General features: G+C 70.8%; 15 protein-coding genes and 2 pseudogenes. 3 read left to right on the top strand and 14 right to left on the bottom strand.

Annotated features, from left to right (window positions below):
- Positions 1-97: 97 nt before the first annotated feature.
- The 10 genes and pseudogenes from ACYBYQ_RS14540 to ACYBYQ_RS14495 form a co-directional block, all read right to left on the bottom strand.
- Positions 98-172: pseudogene (locus tag ACYBYQ_RS14540) on the bottom strand (hypothetical protein); the annotation flags it as partial.
- 2 nt (positions 173-174) lie between these two features.
- Positions 175-2502 (bottom strand): cellulose biosynthesis cyclic di-GMP-binding regulatory protein BcsB, encoded by a 2328-nt coding sequence (bcsB, locus tag ACYBYQ_RS14535; RefSeq protein WP_459614926.1) that lies wholly within the window; start codon positions 2500-2502, stop codon positions 175-177.
- Positions 2499-5150 (bottom strand): UDP-forming cellulose synthase catalytic subunit, encoded by a 2652-nt coding sequence (gene bcsA, locus ACYBYQ_RS14530; RefSeq protein ID WP_459614925.1) that lies wholly within the window; start codon positions 5148-5150, stop codon positions 2499-2501. The genes bcsB and bcsA overlap by 4 nt, the downstream gene beginning before the upstream one ends.
- Positions 5147-5854, bottom strand: coding sequence for a cellulose biosynthesis protein BcsQ (bcsQ, locus tag ACYBYQ_RS14525; protein WP_459614924.1), 708 nt, complete (start codon positions 5852-5854; stop codon positions 5147-5149). The genes bcsA and bcsQ overlap by 4 nt, the downstream gene beginning before the upstream one ends.
- A complete protein-coding gene (gene bcsR / locus ACYBYQ_RS14520; RefSeq protein WP_459614923.1) occupies positions 5847-6041 on the bottom strand; it encodes a cellulose biosynthesis protein BcsR in 195 nt (64 codons plus the stop codon). Before bcsR ends, bcsQ begins: the two co-directional genes overlap by 8 nt.
- Positions 6038-7570: pseudogene (gene bcsG, locus ACYBYQ_RS14515) on the bottom strand (cellulose biosynthesis protein BcsG). Before bcsG ends, bcsR begins: the two are co-directional and overlap by 4 nt.
- Before the next feature lie 116 nt (positions 7571-7686).
- Positions 7687-7881, bottom strand: a complete 195-nt coding sequence (gene bcsF / locus ACYBYQ_RS14510) for a cellulose biosynthesis protein BcsF (protein ID WP_459614922.1) — start codon at positions 7879-7881, stop codon at positions 7687-7689.
- Positions 7878-9500, bottom strand: a complete 1623-nt coding sequence (gene bcsE, locus ACYBYQ_RS14505; protein ID WP_459614921.1) for a cellulose biosynthesis protein BcsE — start codon at positions 9498-9500, stop codon at positions 7878-7880. The genes bcsF and bcsE overlap by 4 nt, the downstream gene beginning before the upstream one ends.
- 334 nt (positions 9501-9834) lie before the next feature.
- Positions 9835-11796 carry a 3-hydroxyacyl-CoA dehydrogenase NAD-binding domain-containing protein gene (locus tag ACYBYQ_RS14500; protein WP_459614920.1) on the bottom strand — a complete coding sequence of 654 codons (1962 nt, stop codon included), beginning with the start codon at positions 11794-11796 and terminating at the stop codon, positions 9835-9837.
- Positions 11793-13151, bottom strand: coding sequence for an acetyl-CoA C-acetyltransferase (locus ACYBYQ_RS14495; protein WP_459614919.1), 1359 nt, complete (start codon positions 13149-13151; stop codon positions 11793-11795). The genes ACYBYQ_RS14500 and ACYBYQ_RS14495 overlap by 4 nt, the downstream gene beginning before the upstream one ends.
- Positions 13152-13472: 321 nt before the next feature.
- Here ACYBYQ_RS14495 and epsC point away from each other — a divergent pair, with 321 nt between their 5' ends.
- Both epsC and ACYBYQ_RS14485 read left to right on the top strand, forming a co-directional pair.
- The gene (gene epsC, locus ACYBYQ_RS14490; RefSeq protein ID WP_459614918.1) at positions 13473-14417 is read left to right on the top strand and encodes a serine O-acetyltransferase EpsC; all 945 of its coding nucleotides are present in this window, start codon (positions 13473-13475) and stop codon (positions 14415-14417) included.
- Positions 14401-15249 (top strand): NAD-dependent protein deacetylase, encoded by an 849-nt coding sequence (locus ACYBYQ_RS14485; RefSeq protein WP_459614916.1) that lies wholly within the window; start codon positions 14401-14403, stop codon positions 15247-15249. Before epsC ends, ACYBYQ_RS14485 begins: the two co-directional genes overlap by 17 nt.
- Positions 15250-15259: 10 nt before the next feature.
- Here ACYBYQ_RS14485 and ACYBYQ_RS14480 read toward each other — a convergent pair whose 3' ends face one another.
- The 3 genes from ACYBYQ_RS14480 to ACYBYQ_RS14470 form a co-directional block, all read right to left on the bottom strand.
- Positions 15260-16108 carry an inositol monophosphatase family protein gene (locus ACYBYQ_RS14480; RefSeq protein ID WP_459614914.1) on the bottom strand — a complete coding sequence of 283 codons (849 nt, stop codon included), beginning with the start codon at positions 16106-16108 and terminating at the stop codon, positions 15260-15262.
- Positions 16109-17169: 1061 nt separating this feature from the next.
- Positions 17170-18645, bottom strand: coding sequence for an NAD-dependent succinate-semialdehyde dehydrogenase (locus tag ACYBYQ_RS14475; protein WP_459614912.1), 1476 nt, complete (start codon positions 18643-18645; stop codon positions 17170-17172).
- Between the two features lie 129 nt (positions 18646-18774).
- Positions 18775-20040: a 4-aminobutyrate--2-oxoglutarate transaminase gene (locus ACYBYQ_RS14470; protein WP_459614910.1), complete on the bottom strand. Its 1266-nt coding sequence runs from the start codon at positions 20038-20040 to the stop codon at positions 18775-18777.
- 141 nt (positions 20041-20181) lie between these two features.
- Between ACYBYQ_RS14470 and pdxR the strand changes: the two genes are divergently transcribed.
- Positions 20182-21681, top strand: coding sequence for a MocR-like pyridoxine biosynthesis transcription factor PdxR (gene pdxR, locus ACYBYQ_RS14465; RefSeq protein WP_459614908.1), 1500 nt, complete (start codon positions 20182-20184; stop codon positions 21679-21681).
- Positions 21682-21732: 51 nt separating this feature from the next.
- Here the strand turns inward: pdxR and ACYBYQ_RS14460 are convergent, their stop codons facing one another.
- Positions 21733-22626, bottom strand: coding sequence for a DUF72 domain-containing protein (locus ACYBYQ_RS14460; RefSeq protein ID WP_459614906.1), 894 nt, complete (start codon positions 22624-22626; stop codon positions 21733-21735).
- Between the last annotated feature and the right edge of the window lie 89 nt (positions 22627-22715).

Here is a 22715-nt window from a genome sequence, read left to right as displayed (position 1 = left end):
TAGCTCTGGCCTTCCGAGGTGGTGATGCCGGGGGGGGCTGGGAAGGGTCCACCACGCGCCCTTCCGCGGTGACCAGCGCCTGCTTGTAGCGCTCCCAGGCGGGCCAGTCGCAGGCCGCCTGTGCCGCCCCGAGGGGCAGCAGCAGAGCGGGCAGGAGCAGGCGTGCGAGCATGTTCAGGTTTCCGTGTCGCCGCGCAGGCGGCGGCGCGCCAGCATGCGCAGCAGGCGCCAGAGCAGGGCTGCGATGAGCACCACCGTGAAGGCCGCGACGATCGCCAGGACGACGGGGTGTTCGGAGAGGTGGAACCACAGCAGTTGCCACCAGGGCAGTTGGCCCACGTAGTAGGGCTCGCCCACGAATTCGCCGGATACCCCGGACTCGCGCACGATGCTCACCGAACCGGCGATGAAGCCGCGCTTGCCGCTGTCGCCCAGGGCGTCGCGCAGCAGCGTGTAGTCGTCGTCGTTCTTGCCCAGCAGCGCCACGATGCTGCGCTGCGGGTGCTCGGGCGACTGCATGCCCACGATGGCTGCCATGGGCGCCTCGGCCGAGACGTCGACGCCGGTGGTGGGCTGGCGGGCCGGGTCCTGAGGGCCCAGGATGCGCGCCGCGTCGGGCTTGATCGCGGCGCGCGCCTGGCGCAGCCAGTCGCGGGTCTGGTCCAGCAGCAGATAGGCGTCTGGGCGTTCGCGCAGCGCGTCGGGCAGCGGACCCAGCAGCAGCACGTCGGCATCGAGCCCGGCCGCGGCGCTCCAGTCATCGACCACCCGCAAGCCATAGCCGGCCATGCCGGTGCCCATCCCGAGGATGCCGGCGGCGTCCAGCAGCGTGCCGAGCTGCGCCTCCGTGGGCCGGGCCGGCATCACCGCCACGGTTTCGGAGAGGTCGGCCATGCGGCTGAAGGGAAAGCCCGACGTGGCGTATGCCCGCAGGTCGGGCATGGCGATGTAGTGCGGGAAGCCGGAGAAGTCGATGGTGGAGTCGTCGCTCATGGCCGCGCGCACGTCGGGCTGCAGCGTGGTCTGGCAGGTCTGCTTCTGCGCGCTGCCCACCACGCTGGCGAACGAGAAGTGGAACCGCAGCACGTTGCGGTCGCCCACCTGCAGGGCCGGGATGGTGAGCTTTTCGTCGGTGCCGAACAGGCCTTCGGCCAGCACGGGCAGGCGCATCTGTTCCATGGTGCCGCCGCCCTCCGCCCGCAGCGCGTAGCTGCGGATGAAGCGGCCGTTGACGCTCACGTTCAGGCGCGACTCGTCGCGCACAGGCGGCGGCGTGTAGCGGTACTTCAGCTTCATGGGGATGCCGGCGTGGCGCCATACGAACAGGTCCGGCGGCAGGTTCACGTTGAGGTCGATGGGCCGCGGCCGCAGGCCGCTGACCTGCAGCTGCTCGGGGTAGTCGCGCAGCTCGGCGAAAGTGACGGGACGGTCGGTGGGCGTCCAGTTGGGCGCGTCGTAGGGCACGCGCGGCGCCAGCTGCTGCACGGCGTTGACGGTGACGCTGCTGCCGCGGAACAGCGTGTTGCCCACGGCCAGTGCCGTGGCGGCCTGGACGAGGTCCGCGTCGTTGCGGCCCAGCACCAGCAGTACCTTGGTGTAGGGGTTGTCGGGGTGGCTGATCATTTCGACCACGGGCGCCTGCACGGCAGGGTAGTCGCGCAGGAAGGCGGGGCGCCTGTCGTTGGTGGCGAAGACGATGCTGTTGCGGTCGGTGGGCAGCACGTTGTAGTGCGCCGGGAAGCGCGCGCCGCGCCATGCCGCCCGCGCGCCGAAGTAGGAGGCCAGGATGGCGGCGGCGCGCTGCATCTCGCCGGCCGGCGCGTCCGCGAACACCATGGGCAGCTCCAGCGGCCGGTTGTTGCGGCTGTCGAAGAAAGGTTCGGGAAAGCGCGAGAGATCGTTGTCGGCAAGCAGCAGCTGGCCGTCCAGCACAATGCGGCTCTGCCGGTTGATGTCCACCCACAGCACGCTGTTGGCCAGGTCTTCGCAGATGTCGGTGTAGTGGCCGATGAACTCCAGGCGCAGGCGGTTGTAGTCGCGCAGCAGCCGGGCGTCGAGCGGCACCTGCTGGCGCGTCTGCTTGCCGACCTGCTCCTGGGTGATGGGCACCACCGACATCAGCTCGTCGTTGAGGTAGACCCGCAGGTGCGACATGGTCGGCAGCAGCGCGGGAGAGGGCGTGTACACCAGCTCCAGCGTGGACTGCGTGGCGATGCGGTCGCGCGGCAACGTGAATTCGATGTATTCCGTGTTCCGTATGCCCTCGAGCTGCATGGTCTCGCGGCGGCCCAGCTGTTCCAGCGTGTAGGCCTCGTGCACCGGCGGCGCTGCCGGCGAGGCCACCGGGGGCGGCGCCGGCTCGGCGATGGGCCCGGGCGGCTGCAGGGGCGCGGGGGCCCGGGCAGGCTGCGGGGGCGCGGATGTTTGTGCATGAGCCACGCCCGCCACGGCGCAGGTCAGGATCAGGGAGGTCAGCCAGTGCTTCATCGTAGCGGCGCTCATGGTGACGGTCGGGGGCGGGAAAGGGAAGAAGGCATGCGTACCGGGTGCGGGGCGAAGCTGAACAGCCAGAGCAGCCCGCGGGTGGCCGGCCGCATCACGCTGCGCAGCGGCCAGGGCGCGTATTCCGCCAGGTGGCGGTAGCCGCGCAGCCCCATCTCGACGACCTCGAACATGCTGCTCATGGGCCGGTCGCCGCTGAAGGAAGAGCCCCAGGTGAGCCAGGCGTCGGCCCGTGCGAAGGTGCATTGCACGAAGTCGATCTGCTGGCGTACCGAGAGCGAGGGAAAGTGCAGGCCCACGCTGTGCTCCAGGGCGCGCGTGACGGTTGCCGGGAAATCGATCTCGCGCTCGCCCCGGCGCAGGAACAGGGTGACGCGGTCTCCTGCCTGCGCCAGGCCGGGCTGGCCGATATGCAGGCCCACGCCGCTTTCGGCGTAGTCCTGCAGCGTGCAGGGGTACATGCTGCCGTCGGCCAGCCGCAAGCGCGCCGGCAGCGCGGTGGCCACCCGGTGGGCCTGGCGCACCTGGCGCACTTCGGCCGCCACGGCCACGGCGCCGCCCAGCACGATCAGGTTGTACAGCACCCAGGCCAGGCTGCCGATCACGGTGTAGATTTCGGTGGCGGGCCCGTAGGCCAGGCGCCAGATGCCGAAGCCCAGGCCGGCCACGTTCAACAGCGCCAGCAGCAGGTAGGGGCGCGAGATGGTCCAGTCGAAATAATCGGTGCCTACCAGCCCGCCCTTGGACGTGACGTTGAACTTGCCCTTGGACGGGTTGATCAGCGCCATGGTGGTGGGGCGGGCGATGTACCAGGCCAGCACGGTTTCATAGACCTCGCCCCAGAAAGTATGCCGGTACCGGCCCTGGATGTGCGAGTTGGTGAGGCTGGCATGCGTCATGTGCGGGATCACGTACAGCATGATGGCGATGGCCGGCGCATAGATGATGTATGCGTGCAGGATCAGGAAGGCCAGCGGCGCCGTCAGGAACACCAGCCGGGGCAGGCCCGACAGGAAGTGCATCATCGCGTTCAGGTAGCACAGGCGCTGCAGCACCGACAGCCCCTTGCCCAGCAGCGGGTTGTCGGTGCGGAAGATCTGGATCATGCCGCGCGCCCAGCGGATGCGCTGGCCCACGTGCGCCGAGAGGCTCTCGGTGGCCAGGCCCGCCGCCTGCGGGATGCGGATGTAGGCCGAGGTATAGCCCGCGCGATGCAGGCGCAGCGAAGTGTGTGCGTCCTCGGTGACGGTCTGCGTGGCGAAGCCGCCGATGTGCTCGACCGCCGCGCGGCGCAGCACCGCGCACGAGCCGCAGAAGAACGCCGAGTCCCACATGTCGTTGCCGTCCTGGATCAGGCCGTAGAACAGGGTGTTTTCGTTGGGCTTGGTACGGAACACGCCCAGGTTGCGCTCGAAGGGATCGGGCGAGAAGAAGTGGTGCGGCGTCTGCACCAGCGCCAGCTTCTCGTCGCGCAGGAACCAGCCCACGGTGAGCTGCAGGAACGACCGCGTGGGGATGTGGTCGCAGTCGAAGATGGCGATGAGTTCGCCATCGGTGAGCGTGAGCGCATGGTTCAGGTTGCCGGCCTTGGCGTGCTTGTGTTCCTTGCGCACGATGTAGCCCACGCCCGCCTGGGCGGCGAATTCGCGGAACTCCTCGCGCGTGCCGTCGTCCAGGATGTAGATGCGCAGCTTGTCCTGCGGCCAGTCGATGCCCATGGCGGCATAGACCGTGGGCCGCACCACGCTGAGGTCTTCGCTGTAGGTGGGGATGTACAGGTCCACGGTGGGCCAGGCGGCCGTGTCGCGCGGCAGCGGCGCCGGCTTGCGGTGCAGCGGCCAGATGGTCTGGATGTAGCCCAGCACCAGCACGATCCAGGAGTAGGTCTCGGCCGCGAGCAGGATCAGCCCGAGAGTGAGGTCCAGGCCGTCGTCCCAGTTCAGCGTGGCGGTGTAGCGCCACCACATGTAGCGGCCCGATACGGTGAGCGACAGCACGATCAACATCAGCGACGACAGCCGGCCCGGGATGCGGCGCACCACCATGGCGATGCACCAGAGCAGCACCACGAACACGAACTGGGAAGTCCAGCCGAACGGCTCGGTGATGCTGATCGTCGCCAGCAGCGTGGCCACCAGGATGAGGCCGGCATAGAGGGAGAGCCGCGCGCCGCGGCTCAGCCCGCGCACGGTTTCTCCCGCATGCTGCAGCCAGGCGCTGCGCCGCACGGTGGCGGGGAGCCTGTCCAGTGCCTGGAGCACGGCATCGTTGCCGCGCCGCACGGCTGACCACAGGCGCCTGGCTCCCGTGGCCGTCCGGGCGCCGAGGCCTGGACGGCGGTCGGCTGCCGGGGGCCGGATGGGCGGCACCAGCAGCAGGTATAGGGTCTGGATGACGTAGCGCAGTGCGTCGCCGGCCTTCAGCGGCCGGGAGGCGATGTGGGCATACCAGCGCGGCCAGTTGGCGCGCACGGCCTGCCATGCGGGGGACTCCAGGCGGAACAGGCACCAGCCCAGCACGTACAGCAGGCATGCAGCCAGGGCCACCGGGCGGCTCGCGCGGCGCTCGCCGCGATAGTACCGGTAGCGCTCGCCCAGCGCCGCGCCGGCCCGGGGAGTGAGGAGCAGGGACTGGGCCAGGCCTCTCATGGTGCAGGCCTCCCCGCCCGGGCCTGGCACCAGGCGGCGAGCGAGAGCGCATCCTGTGCGCCCTGGCTGCCCAGGCGATACTGGCCCACCGGCATCTTGTGGGCCAGGGCCTCGAGCACGGACTCGTCGCGGTGCAGCACAGACGGCACCAGCCGCTCGTATTCGTGCTGCCAGACCAGCCGGATGTCGCGTTGCAGCGGGCTGGCGGGATCGTAGCGGCTGATGAGCAGGTGCGGCGCTTCGCGCGCGCTGCGCCGGGCGAGCAGTGCGGCGCAGGCCGGGTCGGCCTCGGCCAGGCACAGGTCCAGGTCGGCCAGGCCGAGCAGCGCCGCGCCCTGCGGGCCTGCCGGCAGGTCCAGCACGACCCAGTCGTAATGCGCCGACAGCTCCCCCAGGCGCGCGCGCCAGGTGGCGGGGTCGGGAGCCGGGTCCGCCGTATCCGGCGGACTGCCATGAGGCAGCAGGTGCAGACCCGGCAGCACGGTGTAGGCATCGGCATGCCATGGCCGGCCCGCCGCCGCGGCGCTGGCCCAGCCGCGGGCGTCCGCCCAGGAAACATTGAAGTGCAGCCGCAGCAAGTCCTGCGCAGAGAGATCCAGCGCCACCACGCGCTGGCCCAGGCTGTGCATGGCGTAGGCCAGCGCCGCCGCTGCCGAGGTGGCGCCCACGCCGCCACGCAGGCCGTGCAGGGCCACGCTACTCATGGGAGCGCTCCACCGGCCGCAGCTCGCGCAGCAGCGGCCAGCGCGCATAGGCGTCCTCGAGCTCGCGCTGCGCGGCGATGTCGACGTACGGGAAGGCCTGCAGGCCGAGATGCGCCTTGAGCGACGCAATGTCGTCTTCCGGCGTGGGGGCGCCGGGCTCGATGGCCGGGGTTCCGTAGGCGCTCATTGCGGGTAGGGGAGCCAGTCCTGGCCCTTGATGCGGATGAATGGGGAACCCTGGTACTGCAGCACCACGGAGGCCTCGTTTTCCGAGACCTTGGCAGTTTCCGGCAGGTCGGCCGTCAGCGCTGCCCAGTCCACCGTCTCGGCGCTGAAGGCCTTGCCGTCGCGCAGCCGCGACACCAGTTCGGCCAGTGCCAGCTAGCTCGAGGGCGTGGTGACGTGCACCGGGCCGCCTTCGCGGCGCGCCTTGGCGTTGATCAGCTTCAGGCCCACCGGCACATGGGTGATCGAGGGGCTGGGTATCTCGCGCATCCCGGCGATCTGCATGCGGTCGCCATGCAGCGAGGCGCCGTGCTCGGGCGCGATGACCAGCAGTACGCGCCGGCCGCTGCGCTCGACCTGGCCGATGAAGGTGCTGATGTCGTCCAGCAGGTGCTGCGCGCGCAGCTTGTAGTCCGCGGTTCCCTTGCCTCCCGGCAGACGGTTGCCGTCATGCAGGGTGATGGTGTTGTAGAAGGTGACGATGCGCGGGGAGTCGAGCTGCTGGCGCTGCTTCCACCAGGTCTGCAGGACGTCGAGGTCGCGCCAGATGGGACCGCCGTCGAAGCCGGTGAGGGCCCGCTGGGAGGGATCGGGCTGCGGCACGGGCGGCGGCAGCTTGCCCTGCGTGCGCACGCGGCTCAGGTAGCTCTGGAACTGGCCGTCGTGGTTCAGCGCCATCTCGGAGATGAAGCCCAGCTTGTTGAGGTTCTCGAACAGGTAGCACTGTTCGGGGATGCTGTCGTAGAGGGCAGTGTGCGACTCCTGGCCGCAGGTGGCGCGCAGCAGGCGGATCGCCGCCGGGCCGCTATAGGACGTGGCCGAGTTGAAGTCGTCGAAGATCACGTCCATCTGGCCGAAGACGGGATGGTCGCGCAGGCCCACGGTTTCGAGGTCGGCCCAGGACATCGAGCAGACGTTCATGATCAGCATGTCGAACGGCTCGGCATCGGCCGGCAGGGGCGGGATCTGCACCGAGCGCTGCGCTTCGCTCTTGTGGAAGGCGTCGAGGTAGGCGTCCAGCGTGGCGTTGTTGGGCGGCCCCGCAGCCTGCTGTGCGGCGGCCGGCTGCGCGGAGGTTGCGGCCGGGCCGGCGGGCGGGGCGCTGCCCGCCACCACCGCGGGAGGGGCGATGAGGAAGGACGGCATCGGCAGGCCGCCGATCGCCATGCAGGCGAGCACCGCCACGGTGATGGTCGTGAGCCGCAGCCACTGCGACACGAACAGATAGGCCACGATCAGCACCAGGGCCGCGCCGACGTAGTTCCAGTTGATCAGCCGCCCCACGAGCTCGATCAGGTAGTCCGGCGAGAAGTTCCAGATGTCGCGCTGTTCCAGCAGGCGGGCGAACGGCGGGAACCAGGTGTCGTGGTAGAACAGGACCACGCCCACCGGGATCGCGACGATGTGGCGCAGCCGGTGCAGCTACAGCGGGGGCAGCGGCATCAGCAGGAATGCCGCGAAGACCGCGTTGAGCAGCAGGTCGAATTTCATGGCGCCGGACCAGTGCAGCCCGAACTTCGCCAGGAAATACAGGTTCCAGGCGCCCAGGCCGCGCCAGGCGCTGGTGCCGCGCGGTGTGACGAGGATGGTGCCGGCTGCAGGCATGTTCAGGCGTCCGCTTCCGGTTTCGCCGGCGGGCGCGCTCTGCGGCGCACGCCTTCGTACCGCAGGTTGGGGGCGGGGATCAGGTACGACTCGGCCATCCGCCATGCCCAGCGCGTCAGGTCGCGCAGGAGGTAGCCGGCCGGCAGCGCGACGAGGCAGGTCAGCAGGACGAGCATCAGCGCGTCGACGTAATTCATGGACGGACTCCGGACAGGGGCAGGGGTTCGGCCACGGGCCTCAGGGCCGGAGGCGGCGCCTGCGGATCCGGCGCGGCGCGCACGGGCGGCTCCGGTTCCGGTGCAGGGGGCGCGGAAGCCTGGGCTTCCGGCACGTTCGCCAGCAGGTCGGCCACCTGGGCCAGCATCTGCTCGTGGCTGTCGTACACGCTGCGGCTCTGGAAAAGCTCGCGGTATGGAATGCGGAAGACATTGCGCAGGGCCGTCTCCACGCTGTTGGGCTGGCAGGCGAAGAGGAACAGGAACACCTGGCCGTCGGCCGCACAGGCGAAGTCACCCCGGCGATTGAGCCGGCATTGCCCCAGGGCCTGGCCCAGGCTGACGCTGGGCACGGGCTGCAGCACCACCAGCACGCCGCCGACGCTGTCGCGGCTGTCGTTCTTCAGCATGGCGCGCAGGTGGGCGACGAAATCGGACACGGAGACGGCGCCGCGCACGTCGGGCGGCTGCGTGCGGCGCAGCAGCTGTTCGGGATCGGCGGGCAGGTCGCGAGGATAGGTCTGGCCCTGCACGCTCTCCAGCATGGTGAGAAAGCGCGCCAGCGTTGTGCCGGCCGGGGCGATGAGGTTGGCGCCGCAGGCCAGCAGCACATGTTCGTCGGTGTGCCGCAGGCAGGAGGTCATTTCGCGCACCACCAGCTTCAGCGCGCGGCCGCGCTGCAGGCGCAGCCGATGCAGCGACCGCGCAAGCGGCGCGACCTCGGCGTTGGCGCGCACGCTGTAGACCACCGTGGCCGATTGCGCCTGCATGGCGCGCTGGAACAGCGTCTCGCCATCGGCGAAGGTTTCCCAGAATTCCGACAGGGGCGGCGCTCCTTCGAGCACGTCGGCCTGCACGAGATAGCGTTCGGCATCGTTGCCGTCCGGCAGGATTGCCGGCGGTTGTTCCGGGGCGGGCGCATATCCCGTGGCTTCGTCATGGCACAGCGCGACCTCCAGGCCGGCCACCGCGCCGCTGTGGTTGCGCCAGTGGCGCACCAGGTATTGCGGTGCGCCGTCGCGGCGGTACAGCAGCGCCAGCCCCGAAAGGGCTTCGTTGCAGGGATGGAGGCGAGCCACCAGGCCCGCGGCGGATTCGCCATGGGCCACCACCAGCAGGGTGCTGCGCGCCGTGCGCAGCCAGCTGCGCCAACGTTCGCACCAACGGGCCAGGGCGGCGTCGTCCAGGTCGCGCCAGGCGTCGGCCGCGACGCTGAGCAGCACGAATTCCTGCCAGGGCCGTGCCTTGCGGTGCATGTCGTAGCCCAGGGCCTGCATGGGGTGGCCGCCGCGCGCCGTGCCCGGCGTGGCGCTGTACAGGCGCAGTTCGCGCGGGCCGGCGTCGTCGGGCAGGCCGTCGAGCACGTGGAGGGCGGAGCGCCCGCAGGCCACCAGCACGGCTCGGGACGGGTACGGCATGGCGCCCAGCACCTGGCGCGACCAGGCGTCCGCATCGCGGAGTGATTCGCAGCCGATCCAGTAGATGCCGCCCGTGCGCATCTGCGCCGCTTCCTGCCGCAACCGCGGTATGCCGAGCGTGTAGCCGGAAGCCGGGGGGAGCGCGGCCTTGCCGCGGGCAATCCTGTTCGCGCTGCTTTGCATCACCTTTCTGTGCAGGGGAAGGTTGCGTGAGTCGTTACAGGGCGCGCATCCGGGCGTGCGACGCGGCTGTGTCGATTCTTGCATTTGGCTGCGGTTTTGTACAACCCGTTTTGCACGACCGCATGCAGGATCGCGCGGGCCTGCCTGTTGCCGCTGCTGCCGCGCCTTCGGTCGGGGCTGCAGGGGCCGAATTCTATCTGCCAAACTGTATCGACAAGTTAAAGAATTTCAAAAATTCCTGCGGCCCCATGCCCGTGCCTGCGCATGGCGTTGCCATGCCGTAGCGGCCGCCGGTCATGGCGGGCCGGGTTGCGAGGGTTCATGTCCCGGGCATTCATGCGGCCTGCGGCGGGGAGGCGGCGGGAGGGAGGTTCCGGTGTCGATGCAGCGGGCCGCCGGTTGCCGGCGCATAGCCTGCGCCGAAGACGAGCCCGGCGTCGGCCAGGTCTGCGTCGTCGACCACGCCGGCCGCGACCTGGCGTCGCGCGCGTTCCACCAAGGGTTGCAGCAGGCGTTCGGCCAGCCCGGCCGGCGGCGGCTCGGTGCGGCGCCGCACGGGCTTGCCGTCCTGCCAGTCGTAGAAGCCGCGCCCGCTCTTGCGGCCAAGTTCGCCGCGCGCCACGTGGCGGGCCAGGCAGGCGGGCGGCTGCGCGGCGTCCGCCAGCTGCCGGCCTGCCGCCAGGGCGATGTCCAGGCCTATCGTGTCGGCGAGTTCCAGCGGGCCCATGGCCATGCCGTAGTCGCGCAGGGCGGCGTCCACCGTCTCGGGCGCCAGGCCCTGGTCCACGGCCTGCATGGCTGCCAGCAAGTAAGGCGCCAGCACGGCATTGACCAGGAACCCCGGCGCATCGCGCACCGGCAGCGGAAGCTTGCCGAGGCGGCCCGCGAAGGCGCAGGCACGGGCGCCCAGCGCGGGCGGGTCTCCGTCCGCGCCGACCACCTCGACCAGCGGCATGCGCGATACGGGGTTGAAGAAATGCAGGCCCACCAGCCGTTCGGGACGGGCCAGGCCAGCACGCAGTGAGGCCAGCGACAGGCTGGAAGTGTTGGTGGCCAGCAGCGCATCCGGCCGCAGCCGGGGCTCGAGCCGGGCATAGAGCGCGCGCTTGGCGTCGGCGTCTTCCACGATGGCCTCGATCACGACGTCGGCCCGCGCCACGCCGTGGCCGTGCGCGTCCGGGATCAGGCGGTCGAGCGCGGCGCGGACGTCGCGCGAGTCGGGCAGGCGACGCGCATACTGCTGGGCCGCGCGCCCGACCGCCTGCGCCACGCGCGCCATGTCCTGGTCCTGCAGGGTCACCTGCAGGCCCCGCAGCGCACACCAGGCGGCGATGTCGCCGCCCATCACGCCGGCGCCCACCACGTGCACGTGCGCCACGTCCTCCTCCGTCGCCCCGGCCCGCGCAAAGGCCTGCAGACGCTCGCGCAGGCGGAATACCCGCAACAGGCTGTGCGTGGTGTCGGCGTCCAGCAGCGCCTGCAGCAGCGCCGGCGCGCGCCGCGGATCGCCGCCGTGGCGCTGCCAGATGTCGATGATGGCGCGCGGCGCGGGATAGTGGCCCCGGGGATCGCGGCCTGCGACGCGCCGGCGCGCCCCGGCCGCAATGAGCGCCTTGAGCGGCCCGCGGTTGGTCAGCATGCCGGGCAACGAAGCACGATGGCGCGGACGGCGTTCCAGCAGGATGCGCCGTGCCGCTTCATCGAGCAGGCGCGGCGGCACGCGCGCATCGACCAGCCCCAGCGCGGCGGCCCGGCGCGCATCCACCGGCCTGCCGCCGAGCATGAGATCGAGGGCCGCGGGCGCGCCCACCAGCGCGGGCAGGCGCAGCATGCCGCCCCAGCCCGGCACGATGCCCAGCATGACTTCGGGCAGGCCCAGCACGGTGTCGGCGTCGTCGCAGGCCAGCCGGTGGCGGCAGGCCAGCGCCAGTTCGAGGCCGCCGCCCAGGCATGCGCCGCGGATCAGGGCCAGCGTGGGATAGGGCAGGGCCGCCACGCGGGCGTGCAGGTCCCACCCGCGTCCCACGAAGCGGCGCACCGACTCGGCATCGGTCAGTCCGGCGAACTCCTCGATGTCGGCGCCGGCCATGAAATGGCCGGGCTTGCCCGAGCGGATCACCAGTCCGCGCGGCGGCTGGCCGGACAGCGCGTCCAGCGCCAGGCCGAGCTCGGTCATGACCTCGGCCGACAGGACATTGACGCGCCGGTCTGCGCAATCGAGCGCCAGCCAGGCCAGGTCGTCGGCATCGCGCACCAGGGTCCAGTGGCGCAGGGTGGCGGGCGCGGGCGTGTTCATTCGGTTTTGCTCCCGTCTGCGCGCGACGGTTCCCGGGACGGCTGGCCGGCAGGGCCGCCGGGCGGGCTCGCCGGCTGCGCTTCGACCAGCATGGCCCCGCCCTGGCCGCCGCCGATGCACAGGGCCGCCATGCCGCGGCGCAGCCCGCGCTGCCGCAGGGCGTGCAGCAGGTGCAGCACCAGGCGTGCGCCCGAGGCGCCCACGGGATGGCCCAGCGCGATGGCGCCGCCGTCCACATTGAGCCGCGCCGGGTCCAGCGTCCCGGCGGGCATGCCGTCCAGCTCCGCACGGCAATAGTCCGGGTCGCGCCACGCCGCCAGGCAGGCCAGCAGCTGGGCCGCGAACGCTTCGTTGATCTCCCAGAGGTCGGGATCGTGCAGGGCCAGTCCATGCCGGCGCAGCAGCGGCGTGGCGGCATGCACCGGCCCCAGGCCCATGTCGATGGGATCCAGCGCGGCCCAATGGCTGTCGACCAGGCATCCCAGCGGCTGCAGGTTCCAGCGCCGCACCGCGGCTTCCGATGCGAGCAGCAGCAGGGCTGCGCCGTCGGTGACCTGCGAGCTGTTGCCTGCCGTGACGCGGCCCCAGGGCAGGTCGAAAGCCGGCCGCAGGCGGGCCAGCCGCTCGGGCGTGGCGTCGTCGCGCACGCCGTCGTCGCGTAGGTGCAGCGTGCCGTCCGGACCCACCAGCGGCGCCAGCTCGGCATCCAGCCGGCCGGCGTCCTGCGCTGCCCGCGCGCGGCGGTGGCTCTGCGCCGAATAGGCGTCCATGGCGGCGCGGTCGACGCCGAAGCGCGTGGCCAGGTGTTCCGCCGTCTGGCCCATGGACACGCCGGCCACCGGATCGGTGAGGCCCTTCAGCAGGCCGATGACCGGAGCGAGGTCGCGCGGCCGGAAGGCAGCCAGTGCTGCGAGCCGGCCGCGCAGGCCGCGGCTGGCGGTCCAGCGCGCCAGCCAGCGCACCATGCCGTCGGACAGCAGCACCGGCGCGCGCGACAGCGCGTCCGTTCCGCCGGCCAGCACGAGGTCGGCGCGGCCCAGGCGGATGGCCGACATGCCGCAATCCAGCGCCTGCATGCCCGAGGCGCAGTTGCGCATCACCGTCCAGGCCGGCACGCGCGGGCCGCAGCCCAGGCGCAGCGCCACCACGCGCGCGATGTTGGCTTCGTCGGCGGCCGGTGCGGCGCAGCCCAGCACCACTTCATCCAGGTCGGCGGGATCGAAAGGCTGGCGCAACAGCAGGCTGCGGCCCGCCTGCACCGCCAGGTCGGCCGCGGCCCACGGCCCCGGGCCCTTGCGCGCCTTCAGGAACGGCGTGCGCGCCCCGTCGACCACATAGACCGGCGCATCGTTCATGCGCGGCTCCGGCCGCGCGCGGGCGTGCGGGGTCGGGATACGCGAGCGCAGGGTAGGGCGGGCATGGTCTGTCTCCGGCTTCCTGGTGCGTGGCGCGGGGCGCCGTGGCCGTCTTGGTGCGGCGGTGTCGGTCCATCGGTGTCGGTCCATTATAGGTAGCCATGGACGCCCTGGGCAGCCATGCCGCGGGGGCCCGACATAACCCCGGCGCCGTATCGGGCGCCGCCGCGATTTTTTCCCGCAGCGGTTACAGTTGACGGAATCTGCGCAGCGCGTGCCGGTGTCTGGCATGGCGCGCGCAATATCGACGAGGTTTCTGTCATGTCTCACAACGTTACGCCTGCGGCCCAGTGGAACCTGGATCGCATCGTTTCCGGATTGCGCGCGGCCCGCGTGGCCTGGCGCGAACCGCGCGGCCGCCTGCGGCAGGATGCCGGCACGCGCGAATTCCCTTCGCGCGACAGCGTGCGCCAGATCATCGAGGGGCTGCGCGGCGCGCTCTTCCCGATGCGCCTGGGCCCCATCGACCTGCGCGAGGAGGCCGAGGACTTCTACGTCGGCCACACCATCGGCGCGGCGCTGGATGCCTTGCTGCACCAGGTCCGGCTCGAACTGCAGTACCAGGACCGCAACCATCCCGTGCCTTACGAGCAGACGCGGGATCGCGCCATCGAGATCGTGCAGGCCTTCGGCGCAGCGCTTCCCGAGGTACGCCAGGCGCTGGACCTGGACGTGATCGCCGCCTTCCAGGGAGACCCGGCCGCCCACAGCGTCGACGAGGTGCTGCTGTGCTACCCGGGCGTGTCGGCCATGATCCATCACCGGCTCGCCCACGTGCTGAACCGGCTGGGCGCGCCCATGCTGGCGCGCATCGTGGCCGAGATCGCGCACGCCGACACGGGCATCGACATCCATCCCGGCGCCACCATCGGACGCAGCTTCTTCATCGACCACGGCACCGGCGTGGTCATCGGCGAGACCGCCATCATCGGCGACCGCGTGCGCCTCTACCAGATGGTCACGCTGGGCGCCAAGCGCTTCCCGCCGGGCGAGAACGGCGAACTCAAGAAGGGGCTGGCGCGCCATCCCATCATCGAGGACGACGTGGTGATCTACGCCGGCGCCACCATCCTCGGCCGCATCACCATCGGCAAGGGATCGACCATCGGCGGCAACGTGTGGCTCACGCGCAGCGTGCCGCCGGGCAGCAACGTGACGCAGGCGAGCCTGGTCAGCGACATGCCGGACTGTGGACTGGGCGGCTGATACCGCGGCCGCCGCCCAGGACCTGGCGGCGCTGCGCGCTTTCCTCGACTGCCACCGGCAGCTGTTCGTGCTCACGGGCGCCGGCTGCAGCACCGATTCCGGCATACCCGACTATCGCGATGGCGCGGGCATGTGGAAGCGCAAGCCGCCCATCGACTTCCAGACCTTCATGGGCGGGGAGCCGGCGCGGGCCCGCTACTGGGCGCGCAGCATGGTGGGCTGGCGCCGCTTCGGCAAGGCGGCGCCCAACGCGGCGCACCGCGCGCTGGCCGACATGGAGGCCGCGGGACGCATCGCCCTGCTGGTCACGCAGAACGTCGATGGCCTGCACCAGGCCGCCGGCAGCCGCAAGGTGGTGGATCTGCACGGGCGGCTCGACGGCGTGCACTGCACGCAGTGCGGCTGGTACGGCCCGCGCCAGGGCTGGCAGGACCAGCTCGAGGCGCGCAATCCCGGCTGGCTGCAATTCGACGCCTCGGATGCGCCGGACGGCGACGCCGACCTCGATGACGTGGACTTCTCGCGCTTCGACGTGCCGCCCTGTCCGCGCTGCGGCGGCATCGTGAAGCCCGACGTGGTGTTCTTCGGCGAGACCGTGCCCGGGGAGCGCGTGCGCCAGGTGCTCGCCGGCCTCGACGAGGCCGACGCGGTGCTGGTCGTGGGCTCGTCGCTGATGGTGCATTCGGGCTATCGCTACGTGCGCGAGGCCAGCGGGCGGGGATTGCCCGTGGCCGCCATCAACCTGGGGCGCACGCGGGCCGACGACCTGCTCGCGCTGAAAGTGAGCCGCCCCTGTGCCCCGGTGCTGGAGGCGCTGGGGCCGGCTGCCTGAGGCCGGCGCTTCAGGCGGCGGAGGACGGTTCGTCGAGCAGGGCGCGCCGCAGCGCGTGCCAGCTGCCCGCGTCGGGCGCCAGCAGCAGCCCGCCGTCGCGATGCGTGGGCTTGTAGGGGCTGCCGTCGAAGTGCGCGCCGTAGCCGCCCGCCTCGCGGTGCAGCAGCCAGCCGGCGGCATGGTCCCAGGGCATGAGGCTGCTGTAGAAGAGGGCATGGCAATGGCCGCTGGCGGCCATGCGGTATTCGTGGGCGGCGCAGCGCAGCGAGGCCGAGTTGCCCATGTGCGCCAGGTTGGCGTGCAGGATGGCGCGCTGCGCCGGCGGCAGCGCGGTGTCCGACACCATGATCTGCATGTCGGCCGGCGCCACGGGCGCGGCCACGCGCAGCGGCTGCGGCGGCATGCCTTCGCGTTCGACCCAGGCCCCTTCGCCGCGCACCGCCAGCGCGGCATCGCGGCTCATGGGGTCGTAGATGGCCGCGGCGATCACGTCGCCGCGATGGCAGGCGGCCACCATCATGCCGAAGAGCGGCAGGCCCGCCACGAAATTGCGGGTGCCATCGATCGGGTCCACCAGGAAGGCCAGGTCGGCGTCGACCAGCATGTTGAGCAGGGCGGGGTTGAGCGCGGAAGCTTCTTCCCCGATGAGCACCGAACCCGGATAGAGCTTGGACAGGCGCGCCGCGATGTAGCGCTCGGCAGCCTCGTCCGCATCGGTGACGAGGTCGTGTATCGAGGTCTTGGTGCGCACGGCCTCGGGCGCCAGGTTGCGGAATCTTGGCAGCACTTCGGCCTGGGCGGCATCGGCGAGGACGGCTGCCAGCCGGCGGGTTTCGTCGCGCGAGAAGGTGCGGCTCATGATTCGGAAGTCGGTATGGGGAGATGCCAATCTAGCATGGGGGAGCCGTCATGTGGCTGAAGGGGGATGGGGGGCCATGGGTAGCGGTTTCAGCAGTGGCGGCTGTATCGGCGGCGGGTTCGTTGCTGGCGGGTTCTTGAGGCGCCGCGGCGGGCGGGGGTGCACGGCGTCGGCCGGGGCGCCGGGCTCGGGCGCGCCATCAGGCGCCCTCGGCCTTCGGCTACCCCGCCGCCCAAGGCCGGCGCCGCACACCCCCGCCCACCGCGGCTCGCAGCATCTTCCCGCCTCGGCGAGCACGTCGCGGAACAGGACGGCGAGCACGCCGGACCTGGCGGGAACCTGCCATGGATCCCAGCCCCGGCGCATGTAGGGACCCATGCGACGCATGGATCCTCACGCCAGCCCCGCACAGGCGGCTCAGATCGGGGGCGGGTTCGTTGCTGGCAGGTTCTTGAGGCGCCGCGGCGGGCGGGGGTGCGCGGCGCCGGCTGGGGCGCCGGGCTCGGGCGCGCCATCAGGCGCCCTCGGCCTTCGGCTACCCCGCCGCCCAAGGCCGGCGCCACGCACCCCCGCCCACCGCGGCTCGCAGCATCTTCCCGCCTCGGCGAGGACGAGGCCTTCGCCGAACAGGACGGCAAGCACGCCGGACCTGGGGGGAACCTGCCATGGAGCCCAGCCCCTGCGCATGCAGGGACCTGCGACGTGTGGATCCTCACGTCCACCCCGCCCGCCGCGGCTCGCAGCATCTTCCCACCTCGCCGAGACCTGCGCGAAACAGAAACACGACGGCAAGCACGCCGAACCTGGCGGGAACCTGCCATGGCTCCCAGCCCCGGCGCATGCAGGGACCTGTGACGTACGGCTCCTCACGCCAGCCTGCGAGGGGCGGGTAGCGGGCCGGCCAGTCAGGCGGGAGGGAAGCCGGAGGCCGAGGGCGCCTTATGGCGCGCCCGAGCCGAGCGCCGTGGCCGGGCCGCTACCCGCCCCTCGCAGGCGGGTAAAGAACCCAGACACGAACCCAGATACGAGAACCCAGACACCGACCAGGCCACCCCCTCCGGTCACTTCCCCGCACCGAGATCCAGGCACAGATACTTGATCTCGAGATACTCCTCGATCCCGTACTTCGACCCTTCGCGGCCCAGGCCGGATTGCTTCACGCCGCCGAACGGACCGACTTCGTTGGAGATGATCCCGGTATTGATCCCGACGATCCCGTATTCCAGCGCTTCCGACACGCGCCATACGCGGGCGTAGTCGCGGGTGTAGAAGTACGCGGCCAGGCCGAAGATGGTGTCGTTGGCCATGCGCACGCCTTCTTCTTCCGTTTCGAAGCGGAACAGCGGCGCGACGGGGCCGAAGGTTTCCTCGGTGGCCACGCGCATGGATTGCGTCACGTCGCGCAGCACCGTGGGCTCGAAGAAGGTGCCGCCCAGCGCGTGCGACTTGCCGCCCACCACGATCTTCGCGCCCTTGGCGGTGGCATCCTCGATGTGCTGGCGCACCTTGGCGATGGCATCCTCGTCGATCAGGGGGCCCTGGGTCACGCCGGCCTCGAAGCCGTCGCCCACCTTCAGCGTGCCGACCTTCTCGACCAGCCGCTTGACGATCTCGTCATAGACGCCGGACTGCACGTAGATGCGGTTGGCGCAGACGCAGGTCTGGCCGGCGTTGCGGTACTTGGAGGCCAGGATGCCGTCGACGGCGGCATCGAGGTCGGCATCGTCGAACACCAGGAACGGCGCGTTGCCGCCCAGTTCCAGCGACAGCTTCTTGATGGTGGGGGCGCACTGCTTCATGAGGATGCGGCCCACTTCGGTGGAGCCCGTGAAGCTCAGCTTGCGCACGACGTCGCTCTCGCACAGTGCGCCGCCGATGTCGGGCGCGCTGCCGGTGATGACCTGGAACACGCCCGGGGGCACGCCGGCCTCTTCGGCCAGGACGGCCAGCGCCAGGGCGGTGAGCGGCGTCTGCTCGGCGGGCTTGACGATCATGGTGCAGCCGGCGGCCAGCGCCGGGCCCACCTTGCGCGTGATCATCGCGGCGGGGAAGTTCCACGGCGTGATGGCCGCGGTGACGCCGATGGGCTGCTTGAGCGCCATCAGGCGCTGGCCGGCCTTGGGGCTTTGCAGCACGTCGCCGTCGACGCGCTTGGCTTCTTCGGCGAACCATTCCAGGAACGAGGCGGCGTACGCCACTTCGCCGGCGGCCTCGGCCAGGGGCTTGCCCTGCTCGGCGGTCATGAGCGCCGCGATGTCCTGCTGGTTGGCCAGCATCAGGTCGGACCATTTGCGCAGGATGGCGGCGCGTTCCTTGCCGGTGCGTGCCGCCCAACCGGGCAGCGCGGCCTGGGCGCCGGCGATGGCCTGCTCGGTTTCCTTGCGGCCGAACTGGGGCACGGAGACGATGACCTTGCCGGTGGAGGGGTTGTTCACGGCAATGGTGGGGCCGTTGCCGGCCGGCACCCATTTTCCGTCGATGTAGCAGGCGTCGCGCAGCAGTTCGGCGCGCTTGAGGGACTGGGGCAGTTGCGACATGACGCTTTCCTTCGGAAGTCGTTGATGACGGGGAGGCGGACTGGAAAGTTCATCCTACCGCGATCCCCGGTTCGTTGCGAAACTGAAAACGGGCCCAGCAGGGCCCGTTCAGCATGGCGGCTGGCCCGTTCAGGCCGACAGCGCGTCGGCCAGGATGTCGAGCGCGCGGGCGAACTGCGCGTCGGGGATGGTGAGGGGATACAGGAAGCGCAGCACGTTGCCGTACACGCCGCAGCTCAGCAGGATCAGGCCCTGTTCGAGGGCCTTGGCCTGCACCTTCTGCACGGCCGCGGCGTCGGGCTTGCCGGTGGCAGGATCCTTCAGCTCGGCTGCCACCATGGAGCCCAGGCCGCGCACTTCGGCGATGGCCGGAACGCTGGCGCGCAGGCTTTCCAGCCTTTCCATCAGCTGCTTGCCCAGGCGTGCGGAGCGCTCGCACAGCTGCTCCTCGGCGATCACGTCCAGCACGGCATGGGCCGCGGCCACGGCCAGCGGATTGCCGGCATACGTGCCGCCCAGGCCGCCGGCGGCCGGGCCGTCCATCACTTCGGCGCGGCCCACCACGCCGGAGATCGGGAAGCCGCCGCCCAGGCTCTTGGCCATGGTGATCAGATCGGCCTGCACGCTGTGGTGCTCCATGGCGTAAAGCTTGCCGGTGCGGGCGAAGCCGGTTTGCACTTCGTCGGCGATCAGCATGATGCCGTGCTCGTCGCACAGCTTGCGCAGCGCGACCATCAGCTCGAGCGGCGTGATGTTGAAGCCGCCTTCGCCCTGCACGGGTTCGATGATGATGGCGGCCACGCGCTTGGGATCGATGTCGACCTTGAACAGCAGGTCGAGCGCCTTGAGTGAGTCGGCCACGCTGATGTCCTGCGTGGCATTCGGGAACGGCACGTGGTAGATGTCGCCGGGCATCGGGCCGAACGACAGCTTGTACGGCGCGACCTTGCCGGTGAGCGCCATGCCGAGCATGGTGCGGCCGTGGAACGAGCCGGAGAAGGCGATGACGCCCGAGCGGCCCGTGTACGAGCGGGCGATCTTGATGGCGTTCTCCACGGCTTCGACGCCGGTGGTGAAGAAGGCGGTCTTCTTCAGGCCGTCGATGGGAGCCAGGGCGTTGATGCGCTCGGCCAGGGATACATAGCCCTCGTAGGGCACGATCTGGTAGGCGGTGTGCGTGAAGTTGTCGAGCTGCGCGGCCACGGCGGCCTTCACCTTGGGGTGCAGGTGGCCGGTGTTGAGCACGGCGATGCCGCCTGCGAAGTCGATGTATTCCTTGCCATCGGCGTCCCACAGCGTGGCGTTCTCGGCGCGCACGGCGTAGAAGTCGCACATCACGCCGACGCCGCGGGGCGTGGCGAGCGCACGGCGGTTGTTCAGGTCTCGGTTCTTCATGGTCTGGTCTCGAGGAAGGGCAGTTTGTGCCGCGACGCGGCATTGAACGGGGACGGCCGCAGGCGCGGTCGGACTGCAGGATATTTAATGCTAAGATGGCCCCATTTGTAAGAACCACTTTTGCAAAACGGGTAGAACCAATTGCGGTCCATCGTCGGCGATCTCCTGCTCCTGCGCCTGGGCGACGCGTCCGAAGGGCCGATGAACCAGCGTCTCTACCGCGCGCTGCGCGAGGCCATCCTCGACGGCACCGTCCCGGCCGACACGCGCCTGCCCGCCACGCGCGACCTGGCGGCCGAACTCGGCATCGCGCGCAACACGGTGGTGCACGTGTACGGCCAGCTGCAGGCCGAAGGCTATACGCGCAGCCGCCAGGGCAACGGCACCTTCGTCACCGACACCCTGCCCGACACCTATCTGGCAAGCGGCCGCAGCATGCGCCGGCATGCCGCCAACCCGGCGCGTCCCGCCCTGTCGGCGCGCGGCGCGGAGATCGTCGACCGCGTCTCGGCCTCGCCGTTCCAGTGGGGGGCATTCATGCCCGGGGTGCCGGACGTCACCGAATTCCCGCACCGCAAATTCGGCCGCATCTTCAGCGCGCTGTGGCGCAACCCCGCGCCGGAGCTGCTCACCTATTCATACGGCGGCGGGCTGCCGGCCCTGCGCGAGTCGCTGGCGCAATACCTGGCGCTGACGCGCTCGGTGGACTGCGATCCCGAGCAGATCCTCATCACCGAGGGCTCGCACCAGGCCATCGACCTGGCCACCCGCATTCTGGGCGGCGCGGGCGACGTGGCCTGGATCGAGGACCCGGGCTACTGGGGAGCCCGCAGCGTACTGTCGGCCAACGGGATCCGGGTGCAGCCGCAGCCGGTGGACGAGGAAGGCATGCGGCTGCCGGCCGGGCCGGTGGAGGCGCCGCCGCGGTTCCTGGTGGTCACGCCTTCGCACCAGTATCCGCTGGGCTCGGTCATGTCGCTGGCCCGCCGGCGGCAGCTGCTGGCGCTGGCGCGCGGCTGGGGCAGCTGGATCATCGAGGACGACTACGACAGCGAGTTCCGCTTCACGGGGCGTCCCATCCCGTCGCTGCAGGGCCTGGAGCCTGACGCCCCGGTGATCTACCTCGGCACGTTCAGCAAGACGCTGTATCCGGGGCTGCGGCTGGGCTATCTGGTGCTGCCCAAGGCGCTGGCTCCGGCGTTCCAGGCGGCCCACGCCGAGCTGTACCGCGAGGGACACCAGATGACCCAGGCGGCCGTGGCCGCCTTCATCGCCGACGGTCACTATGCGGCGCACGTGCGCCGCATGCGCATGCTCTACGGGCGGCGCCGCGCCATCCTGGTGAACCTGATAGACCGGCGGCTGGGCCCCGAATGGCTGCATCGCGATTCCAGCGACGCCGGCCTGCACCTGGTGCTGAACCTGCCTGAAGACCTGCCCGATGCGCGGGTGGTGCAGGCGGCCCACGAGCGCGGCGTGCTCACGCGCGGCCTGTCGCGCTACTACACGGGCGGGCAGACGCCCCGCCAGGGGCTGCTGCTGGGCTACGCCTGCGTGCCCGAGCACGACATCGCGCGCAAGTTCGAAGTGCTGCTCGACAGCCTGGCCCACGTCGCGCGGACCCGCCGCAAGGCGGGTTGAGGCGGGGTGCCGGACACGCAGGTGCCTGACGCCATCCCGTTCCTGCCCGGTTCAGGCCGCGCGCAAAGCGGCGGCGAGGCCGGCTGCGTTGCGCATGCCGTCATCCTCGTGGTTGGTGTTGAACACCGCGTGGGTCTGCTGCACGCGCTGCGCCAGGCGGCGCACGCGTTGCGCGAGTTCTGCCAGCTCCTCGGGGGTATATATGTACTGGAACCGCGAGGACGATGCCGGGCCGGTGGCGTTCCAGGTGGCGGCGTTGCGGCCATGCAGGCGCACCACCGCCAGGTCCGGATGCGTGGTTTCCCATACCGCGGGCACGGTGTTCTCGCTTCCCTGCGGGGCGTCGACGATGGTATGCGCCAGCCCCAGTTCGCGCAGCCGGGCCAGGGTGCCGGCTGCGGCCGGCTGGCCGTCGAACCAGCTGCGGTGGCGGAACTCGACCGCCGCGGTCAGGCCCTCCAGGCGTCCGGCGCAGTCGTCTAGCCGCGCCAGTCCGCGCGCGTCGCGGCGTACCCATGGGGCGAACTGCAGCTGCACGGCGCCCAGCTTGCCGGCCATGCGCAGCGGCTCCAGGGCGATCACGAAGCGTCGCCAGAGCTCGTCGCGCCAGGGGCCCGGGAGATCGTCGCCATACATCATTGCCGGCGCGTCCGGCCAGTCGCGCCCCAGGTCCGGCGGCAAGGCATCGCGCGGCACGCGGTGGCCGGTGAAGGCGCGGAAGGCCTTCACGTTGAACACGAAGCCGGGCGGGGTGCGCTGCGCCCACAGATGGGCCGTGTGCGGGTCGGGCAGGGCGTAGTAGCTGGAATCGACCTCCACCATGGGGAAGCAGCTGGCGTAGTGGCGCAGGCGCGATTCGGCGTCGCGCGCCTGGGGCGGATAGAAGCGGCCGCAGGCCAGCAGGGTGGGGTCGGTCCAGGAGGCCGTGCCGGTGAGGATGGGCATAGCGAAAACAGGAGAAGACGCGGCGCGATGCCGGGAAATTCTGTATAAATATACAGTAGCGTGATTCCCTTTCCGCCTGCTTCTCCTGC

This window comes from Bordetella sp. 2513F2, from assembly GCF_054642735.1.
Note: the sequence above shows the minus strand (reverse complement) of the source record. Positions and strands in the feature narration are given on the sequence as shown.

Coding starts and splice junctions, on each gene's coding strand:
- bcsQ (WP_459614924.1), bottom strand. CDS start 5,854: ATGAGTAGCGTGGCCCTGCACGGCCTGCGTGGCGGCGTGGGCGCCACC.
- bcsB (WP_459614926.1), bottom strand. CDS start 2,502: ATGAGCGCCGCTACGATGAAGCACTGGCTGACCTCCCTGATCCTGACC.
- bcsF (WP_459614922.1), bottom strand. CDS start 7,881: ATGAATTACGTCGACGCGCTGATGCTCGTCCTGCTGACCTGCCTCGTC.
- ACYBYQ_RS14495 (WP_459614919.1), bottom strand. CDS start 13,151: ATGAACGATGCGCCGGTCTATGTGGTCGACGGGGCGCGCACGCCGTTC.
- epsC (WP_459614918.1), top strand. CDS start 13,473: ATGTCTCACAACGTTACGCCTGCGGCCCAGTGGAACCTGGATCGCATC.
- bcsR (WP_459614923.1), bottom strand. CDS start 6,041: ATGAGCGCCTACGGAACCCCGGCCATCGAGCCCGGCGCCCCCACGCCG.
- bcsE (WP_459614921.1), bottom strand. CDS start 9,500: ATGCAAAGCAGCGCGAACAGGATTGCCCGCGGCAAGGCCGCGCTCCCC.
- ACYBYQ_RS14475 (WP_459614912.1), bottom strand. CDS start 18,645: ATGTCGCAACTGCCCCAGTCCCTCAAGCGCGCCGAACTGCTGCGCGAC.
- ACYBYQ_RS14460 (WP_459614906.1), bottom strand. CDS start 22,626: ATGCCCATCCTCACCGGCACGGCCTCCTGGACCGACCCCACCCTGCTG.
- ACYBYQ_RS14500 (WP_459614920.1), bottom strand. CDS start 11,796: ATGAACACGCCCGCGCCCGCCACCCTGCGCCACTGGACCCTGGTGCGC.
- ACYBYQ_RS14480 (WP_459614914.1), bottom strand. CDS start 16,108: ATGAGCCGCACCTTCTCGCGCGACGAAACCCGCCGGCTGGCAGCCGTC.
- bcsA (WP_459614925.1), bottom strand. CDS start 5,150: ATGAGAGGCCTGGCCCAGTCCCTGCTCCTCACTCCCCGGGCCGGCGCG.
- ACYBYQ_RS14470 (WP_459614910.1), bottom strand. CDS start 20,040: ATGAAGAACCGAGACCTGAACAACCGCCGTGCGCTCGCCACGCCCCGC.